The 6,894-nt window shown below is 48.8% G+C and carries 8 protein-coding genes; 6 read left to right on the top strand and 2 right to left on the bottom strand.

The window, feature by feature from the left end:
- The first annotated feature begins 116 nt into the window (after positions 1–116).
- A complete protein-coding gene (locus AS151_RS20400; protein WP_170861261.1) occupies positions 117–335 on the top strand; it encodes a helix-turn-helix domain-containing protein in 219 nt (72 codons plus the stop codon).
- Here the strand turns inward: AS151_RS20400 and AS151_RS21790 are convergent.
- Positions 332–484, bottom strand: coding sequence for a hypothetical protein (locus AS151_RS21790; protein WP_170861260.1), 153 nt, complete (start codon positions 482–484; stop codon positions 332–334). The two genes, AS151_RS20400 and AS151_RS21790, sit on opposite strands and share 4 nt — an antisense overlap.
- Before the next feature lie 177 nt (positions 485–661).
- Between AS151_RS21790 and AS151_RS00145 the strand changes: the two genes are divergently transcribed.
- Genes AS151_RS00145 through AS151_RS00135 form a run of 3 tightly spaced genes read left to right on the top strand, consistent with a single transcriptional unit; the run spans position 662 to position 3,579 of the window.
- Positions 662–1,027, top strand: a complete 366-nt coding sequence (locus AS151_RS00145) for a response regulator (protein ID WP_071515048.1) — start codon at positions 662–664, stop codon at positions 1,025–1,027.
- A gap of 15 nt (positions 1,028–1,042) precedes the next feature.
- Positions 1,043–1,666, top strand: a complete 624-nt coding sequence (locus AS151_RS00140; protein ID WP_244532780.1) for a chemotaxis protein CheC — start codon at positions 1,043–1,045, stop codon at positions 1,664–1,666.
- Positions 1,663–3,579 carry a sensor domain-containing diguanylate cyclase gene (locus tag AS151_RS00135; RefSeq protein ID WP_071515047.1) on the top strand — a complete coding sequence of 639 codons (1,917 nt, stop codon included), beginning with the start codon at positions 1,663–1,665 and terminating at the stop codon, positions 3,577–3,579. The genes AS151_RS00140 and AS151_RS00135 overlap by 4 nt, the downstream gene beginning before the upstream one ends.
- Positions 3,580–3,626: 47 nt before the next feature.
- Here AS151_RS00135 and AS151_RS00130 read toward each other — a convergent pair whose 3' ends face one another.
- A complete protein-coding gene (locus AS151_RS00130) occupies positions 3,627–4,103 on the bottom strand; it encodes an anti-sigma regulatory factor (RefSeq protein WP_071515046.1) in 477 nt (158 codons plus the stop codon).
- A 390-nt stretch (positions 4,104–4,493) separates the two neighbouring features.
- On the opposite strand from AS151_RS00130, the gene AS151_RS00125 reads away from it, so the two are divergent.
- Together AS151_RS00125 and AS151_RS00120 are read left to right on the top strand one after the other, a co-directional pair.
- Complete coding sequence (locus tag AS151_RS00125) at positions 4,494–5,381, top strand: HAD family hydrolase (RefSeq protein WP_170861259.1); 888 nt, start codon at positions 4,494–4,496, stop codon at positions 5,379–5,381.
- Positions 5,365–6,567, top strand: coding sequence for a DNA double-strand break repair nuclease NurA (locus AS151_RS00120; protein ID WP_071515045.1), 1,203 nt, complete (start codon positions 5,365–5,367; stop codon positions 6,565–6,567). The genes AS151_RS00125 and AS151_RS00120 overlap by 17 nt, the downstream gene beginning before the upstream one ends.
- Positions 6,568–6,894 lie beyond the last annotated feature (327 nt).

The raw sequence follows: 6,894 nt of genomic DNA, 5'->3' as shown, positions 1-6,894 counted from the left end.
AATGGGGCTAAAGCCCCACGAGGCGCTTTTCCTCCCCGCGCTAAAGCGACGGGGATTCCAAGCTACCGAAAGTTTTACTTGAACTGTTTAACAACCCTATTTTTGTTTTGTTCATCATGTTGACTCTCAGCTACAAATTTAAATTCAAGCCGACATGCCGCCAGATTCCTGCCATCGAGTCGTGGTTGGAAATCTGTCGGCAAGAAGTTGGCAATGATGGGCTGAGAGAACGCCAAGATTGGGTAAAATCCCGAAAATTGCCTGTCAACGCCTGTCGTCTGGGAGGCAAGTACATCATTCCTGCCAATCCCCCTCGTCCTACCTATGCCAGTTAGTGCAAGGCGTTTAGCTGCGCCAAGAAAGACCATCCCCAGTGGTTTTGAATTGAGGTGTCGCCAGTACGTCTGGACAGGGCGTAAAAATGCTCGTTGAGGGTTCCTGTGAGTCGGGGATGGACTAACTCATAGCGCATCCATCTAGGCACACCCAATGAAGTGAGTATCTCACGAATAGAATTGGTGAGAGTGTCAAAATCAAAGGCTGAAATGATAGGCATGGGGGAGGTAGCTGGCGTTTTTTTTGATTTCTTGGTGCGTATCTATCTTTAAGTGGTTCTCCTGATGTATTTTGGGAAAGTTGCATCCCTACGAGAAATCGTGTCATGGCCAAAATTTTGATTGTTGATGATGCTTGGTTTTCTCGCCGTTTGATTGCGAAAGCGTTGCAGGCAGAGCAAAATGAAATTCTGGAGGCGAAAGATGGCAAAGAAGCGCTGGAATTTGCGATCGCCGAACATCCCGATTGTATGGTTTTGGATTTGCTCATGCCAGAGTTAAACGGTTACGAGGTTCTGGAGAGTCTGAAAACCCTGGGATATAGCATTCCCACTATTGTAATGACTGCCGACGTGCAGGAAACTTCTCGCCAGCGATGTATGGAACTCGGTGCGATCGCAGTTCTCAACAAACCCCCACAACCGCAAGCCTTGCACCAGGCTATCCAACAGTCGCTCAACGCTTCATCCTAAAGAATCTATTTACAAATGAGTTTTCCCATGACCATTGACGAAGCAGAACTCAACGCCTTACAGGAACTTGTCAATTTGGGGGTGGGTTCGGCGGCTGGTACTTTAAATGAAATGCTTGATACGCATATCGATCTACAAGTTCCCTACGTACAGACCTATCCTTTCAGCGAAGCCAAACATCTGTTAGTAGAACGACTCAACAGCCAGATTATTTCTTCAGTACAACTTCATTTCTCCGGTACTTTCACTGGGATGGCACAAATTGTCTTTCCCACCGAAAGTGCCTCTGCTTTAATCTCGGAACTGACGGGGGAAGAAATTGGTAGTTGTGACCTAGATGCAGTTAAAGTGGGAACCTTAAGCGAGGTAGGGAATATCGTCCTCAATGGGGTCATGGGAACCATCGGCAATATTTTGCACGAACCGTTACAATATTCGCTGCCTGCTTATGTGGAGAATACTGTAGACCAGCTGTTAACTTCCCCCGATTTTTCTACCGATACCACCATTATTTTGGTACAAACTCATTTTTCTATCCAGGCGTTGCAGGTGACTGGCGATATTATTTTGATTTTTAAAGTGGGGTCGTTCGCATGCTTCCTGAGGTCGATTTATCAGTATCTAGAACAAATTTCATGAATCGGTATCCACAGTACGAACAACAATTCGGTCTGTTCGATCGAATTCCCAATGGCGTTTGCGTGCTGCGGTGCGACTTTGTGGTTCTGTTTTGGAACCAGTGCTTGGAAAATTGGACGCAAATTCCGCGCTATCGTATTGTTGGTGAAACTATCGATCGATTTTTTCCCCATCTCAAACAGCCAAAATACGCGCGTCGCCTGCAACAGGTATTTGCCGGTGGACCGCCGACGGTTTTTTCTGCTCAAATTCATAAGTATTTAATCCCCGTGCAATTGGCTGGCGATCGCATGCAGGTGCAACATACCACAGTAACGGGAACCCCCGCCTCGGAAGGCAGCGGTACGTTTCATGCGATTATCGCTATCCAAGATGTGACGGATTTGACCTATCAAAGTCAAGCATACCGCCAGATGCGCGACCAGGCACAAGAAGAAGTGCGAGAACGCCAGCGCGCGGAGGCGGCTTTGAAAGCCAGCGAAGAACGTTTTCGTCGGATTTTTGAGGAAGGGCCTTTGGGAATGGCATTGGTTAGTCGCAATTTACAGTTTTTGGAGGTCAATGCCACGTTTTGTAAAATGCTGGGATACAAACCGGCAGAACTGAAAAGCATGACGCTATTGGCTTTAAGCCATTACTCGGATTTGGATGCTTTGCGGCGGAATTGCGAACAGCTATTTGTGGGGAGGAAACAAACTTATAAAGCCGAGCAAAAGTATTTGAAAAAGGATGGAACGATATTGCTAACCACGTTTACGGCAGCTGTTCTCCACGACGTTTGCAGCAGCGAGGATCGAGATGGGGATGAGTATGGTTTAGTTATGTTGGAAGATATTACCGAACGCAAGCAATCGGAAATTGCTTTGCAGAAAGCTCACCAAGAACTGACGCATTGGGCAAAAAGATTGGAAGCGCGCAATCGGGAAATTACCCTTCTCAATGCTGCCAGCGACGTATTGCAATCCTGTGCCGATGTGGAGGCGGCTTACGATGCTATCGAACAGTTTTTGCCGGTGCTGTTTGCCGATACAAATGGGAGCGTCTTTGCGTTGGATGCCAGCGGCAGTTTTGTCGAAAAAGTTGTAGGCTGGGGGGAGCAACAGCAGTCGAAAACGCAATTTCCTAGAGAACAATGCTGGGGATTGCAGCAAAGCCACGCTTACTTAGCCAGCTACCACAATGTGAATCCTTACTGCGCTCATATTCACGCAGACCAGCCACCGGCGGCTACCTTATGCGTACCTTTGATGGCTCAAGGAAAAACTTGGGGATTGCTGTATTTGGCTACCCAACAACCGGAAAAGTTAAACCCAGCCAAGCAACAACTGGCGCGCGCGGCGGCGGAGCAAATTTCCCTGGCGGTGGCGAATTTGAAACTGCGGGATACCCTCAAACAACAAAGCATTCGCGATCCCCTGACGGGATTGTTCAACCGTCGCTATTTGGAGGAATCCCTCAAGGATAAACTCCACGAGGCCAATAAGTCTGCTGCCTACCTTAGTGTCATTATGTTGGATATTGACCATTTTAAAGGTTTTAACGATCGCTTCGGTCACGATGCGGGGGATTTTGTCCTGCAACAGGTGGGATCTCTTTTGCAAGAAGTATTTCGTACTTCCGATGTGGCTTGTCGCTATGGTGGGGAAGAGTTTACTTTAATTTTGCCGGAGGCGAGCAGTTCCGATAGCTACCGCCGCGCCGAAGAACTGCGCCAGTATATGAAGCAGATGCAATTGCGCTATGGCGATCGCTTTTTGGGTCCAATTACAGTTTCTCTAGGCGTTGCGACCTATCCCCTTCACGGAGAAACCTACGACGAACTCCTGCAAAATGCTGATGAAGCGCTCTACCAAGCCAAAAAACAAGGTCGCGATCGCACGGTGACCTACAGCGATAAGAATATTCCCCAATAGGGAAATTCCTAGTGGGGAAAATAGATGGAATGGGGAGAAATTTGCGGCTATCTACCGCTAGCAACCAGTGCTTGGTTGCTGGAGAAAAACGGGATACGGACGGGATTTTTCAGGTTTTTGCATAAAACCAGCTTCCTCCCTTCGGAACTCCAGTGGACGCGATCGAAAATTTGGTATATAATAAATAGTCCGCGTCCACAATGAGAAGTGTCTTCCGGTAGGTAAGCGCTGGCTTCCTGACAGGAACAGGGGTTCCCAAAGCCATTGCCTTGGTCGCAAATTACCCACCGATAGATGTCTTTTCTCACAGAAAAATGGACGATAACGGCTTTGCTAGGATCCAGTTGGTTGCCATGTTTGGCAGCGTTAACGAGAGCCTCTTGCAGTCCCAGCCTGACTTCGTTTTGGCAGACTTTGGGAATATCTGCTAGTAAAATATCGAGGATGGGATATAGGTATAAAGTGGAAGGAAAACTAATGGTTGTTCCTTTGCGTTCTCCTGGCGATCGCGAGATGGTAATCACGGCAAAAGCCCCATATTGCTTGGCTTACGAATCTTTTTCTAGTATTATTCCCCCGACATGGGAGGGGATTTGCACCCCAGGAATCGGTGCCACGAACCATGGCAAAAGCTAGATTTTTAGGTGGGAAAATGGCGGCATTTTTACATTCGATCCGCCCCTCATTAGAACGCGCTCTGGCATTTCATTATAGGAAACCATTTCGTCATTGTTCCTTTATAACCGACGTGACTTTCCCCTTTGTTTAAGCTTTTGGTACGGGAAGAAACTCGGGGATGTCCGTATTAAGATTAGGAGCAGAATGCAGCCAAAATTGAAATTTCGTACCTGGTGAGATGCTAGGGGTTTGGTTAATTTCCGATCACGTTTCTATTGTACTGGATTGCCACATCTATGACAACTGTGCCTGTAAATTTACCCAGCATCTTAGCCCTCGATTTTGATGGAGTTCTCTGCGATGGGCTAGTAGAATATCTAGCAACTGCCTGGCAGGCTTACTGTCAAATTTGGCCGGTTTCGGCAGATAATTTGGGGATCGAGAAAAAAGGAAAAGGGATCGCTCAAAACGAAAATTGTATGGTTTCACCACCGGAATGGTTGCCCCCTGATTTTTATCGCTTGCGCCCGGCGATCGAAACTGGCTGGGAGATGCCGATTTTAATTCGAGCGTTGCTGCAAGGGGTCAAACCAGAACAAATTTGGGCGCGTTGGGGGGAAATTGTCCGAGAAATTGCGGATATTGAAAGAATTTCCCCGCAAATGGTAGAAAATACCCTAGATAAAACCCGCGATCGCCTCCTAGAAACAGATGTATCGCGCTGGCTGGCCATGCATCAATTTTACCCCGGCGCGATCGCCAATTTGCAGCGGTGGCTATCCTCTCCAGCCGGCGAAAAACCAGACACCGTTACCATCATTACCACCAAGGAAAGCCGCTTTGTGCGGCAGTTGCTGGTGCGCGAAGGCATTGACTTTGCGGAAAATCAAATTTTTGGTAAAGATGCCCGCCGTCGCAAGGGGGAGATTTTAAAGAGTCTGTTAAGAGAGCTACCGGCAACCGCCACCATCTGGTTTGTCGAAGATCGTCTCAAAACTTTACAATCGATCGCATCCGATCCCCAACTCGAACGCATAGAATTATTCCTTGCCGATTGGGGATACAACACCGACAGCGATCGCCAAACCGCCCGCGACAGCGAGCGCTTGCACCTGCTTTCCCTAGAAACCTTTTCCCAACCATTTTCCCTGTGGCTGCCAAACGACTATGCTCGATCTAAATAAAGTCGCCTCCCAAATGCAGGGCATTGGCGAACACCTGCAACAGGAATCCCAAGCCGCCCAAAAACGCCTGGAAAGCGCCCTGGATATTCTCCAGCAAGCCATCGACCGGCAGGCGGAACTGGTCGCCAAACAAAAACACTGGCGCGATCGCATGGCTTTCACCGCCGCCCAACCCCTAGAACCCCTCGACAAAATTACCGATATTCCCAAACCTCCCGAATCCCATACCGTCATCGCCACCGACGGTTCCCAAATCTCCCCCAGCCACCACGAAATTGCCTACTGCTACCTCATCAACATCGGTCGGGTGGTCTTGCACTACGGGCAAAGCCGCTATCCCCTCCTCGACAGCCTCCCAGAAGTTTACTACCGCGCCGAAGACCTATACGCTTCCCGGCAGTGGGGCATCCAAACTGAAGAGTGGATGGGCTACCAGCGGGTGGTTTCGGAAATTGAAGCCCTCAGCGAACTTGCCAGTGCCCTCGCCAGCCAACAACCCACCTATGCCCCCATGTTGGCTTTGGTAGACGGTTCCCTGATTTATTGGTTTCTAGATAATCTCCCCAACCCAGCCCGCGATCGCATTTTGGAACCAATTTTAATCGCCTGGCGGCAAATGCAACAAGCCGGGGTTCCCCTGTTGGGCTATATCTCCGCCTCCCGCAACCGTTCCACCCTCAACTTTTTACGCCTGCCCGCCTGCCCCTATATCGCCCCCGATTGTCTCACTCACTGCCTGCCCCAGCAAAACAGCAGTGTCAATCCCAGCCCACCCCCTTGCCAGTTGTTTGACCCCTTGCGGGATACCTCCCTGTGGGGAACTCTTTTAGAACCAGGGCAGCGCAGCCCCCTGTGGCGCAGTTGGGCAAAAGTGCTAGACCGCTACGAACAACCGATTAATTTTTGTTACCTACACGCAGGTACTGAGATTGCCCGTGTCGAAATGCCCGCTTGGGTTGCCCGAGAAGAGACTACGCTCAATCGCTGTTTGGGTTTGGTCTTAGCTCAAGTGCAAAAAGGGTACGGTTATCCCGTGGCCCTGGCAGAAGCCCACAATCAAGCTGTGGTTCGAGGGGGCGATCGCCAGCATTTCTTCGCCATGCTAGAACAAAAAATGATTGAAGCTGGTATGAAAAATGTCGGTACCTCATACAAGGAAACGCGCAAACGAGGCAGTGTGGCTTAGTTTGATGGCGAAATCAAGTAGGTTTGTCTGGCATGCTCCCAAATTTCCTTTGAAACTTATGGCGGAAACTTATGAAAATGGTATTAGAATAGAACCGTTTCTGAAGTTCCAGGGGACTTTCCCTGATTTTCCTTTTGGATTTTTCCAGGATTTTCGAGGAAGTATCTATAATCGCAATATAATAGCTCCTAGTAAAACGTTTAGCATTTTCTATCTTCCCGAAAAAATCTCCCCAGAGAAAGCCCGAAAATAATTGAGAATCTTGTCAACTAGTCACGAAATTACGCCTCTTGACCCATGGGGGTGGAAACTAGTAAAATCCGAAAG

The sequence above is a fragment of the Geitlerinema sp. PCC 9228 genome (assembly GCF_001870905.1).
Lineage (GTDB): Bacteria > Cyanobacteriota > Cyanobacteriia > Cyanobacteriales > PCC-9228 > PCC-9228.
This window is presented reverse-complemented; position numbering and strand designations above follow the sequence as displayed.

Bases quoted from the DNA above. Each gene is read 5' to 3' on its own strand.
- AS151_RS20400 (WP_170861261.1), top strand. From the start codon at position 117: ATGTTGACTCTCAGCTACAAATTTAAATTCAAGCCGACATGCCGCCAG.
- AS151_RS00145 (WP_071515048.1), top strand. From the start codon at position 662: ATGGCCAAAATTTTGATTGTTGATGATGCTTGGTTTTCTCGCCGTTTG.
- AS151_RS00140 (WP_244532780.1), top strand. From the start codon at position 1,043: ATGAGTTTTCCCATGACCATTGACGAAGCAGAACTCAACGCCTTACAG.
- AS151_RS00135 (WP_071515047.1), top strand. From the start codon at position 1,663: ATGAATCGGTATCCACAGTACGAACAACAATTCGGTCTGTTCGATCGA.
- AS151_RS00125 (WP_170861259.1), top strand. From the start codon at position 4,494: ATGACAACTGTGCCTGTAAATTTACCCAGCATCTTAGCCCTCGATTTT.
- AS151_RS00120 (WP_071515045.1), top strand. From the start codon at position 5,365: ATGCTCGATCTAAATAAAGTCGCCTCCCAAATGCAGGGCATTGGCGAA.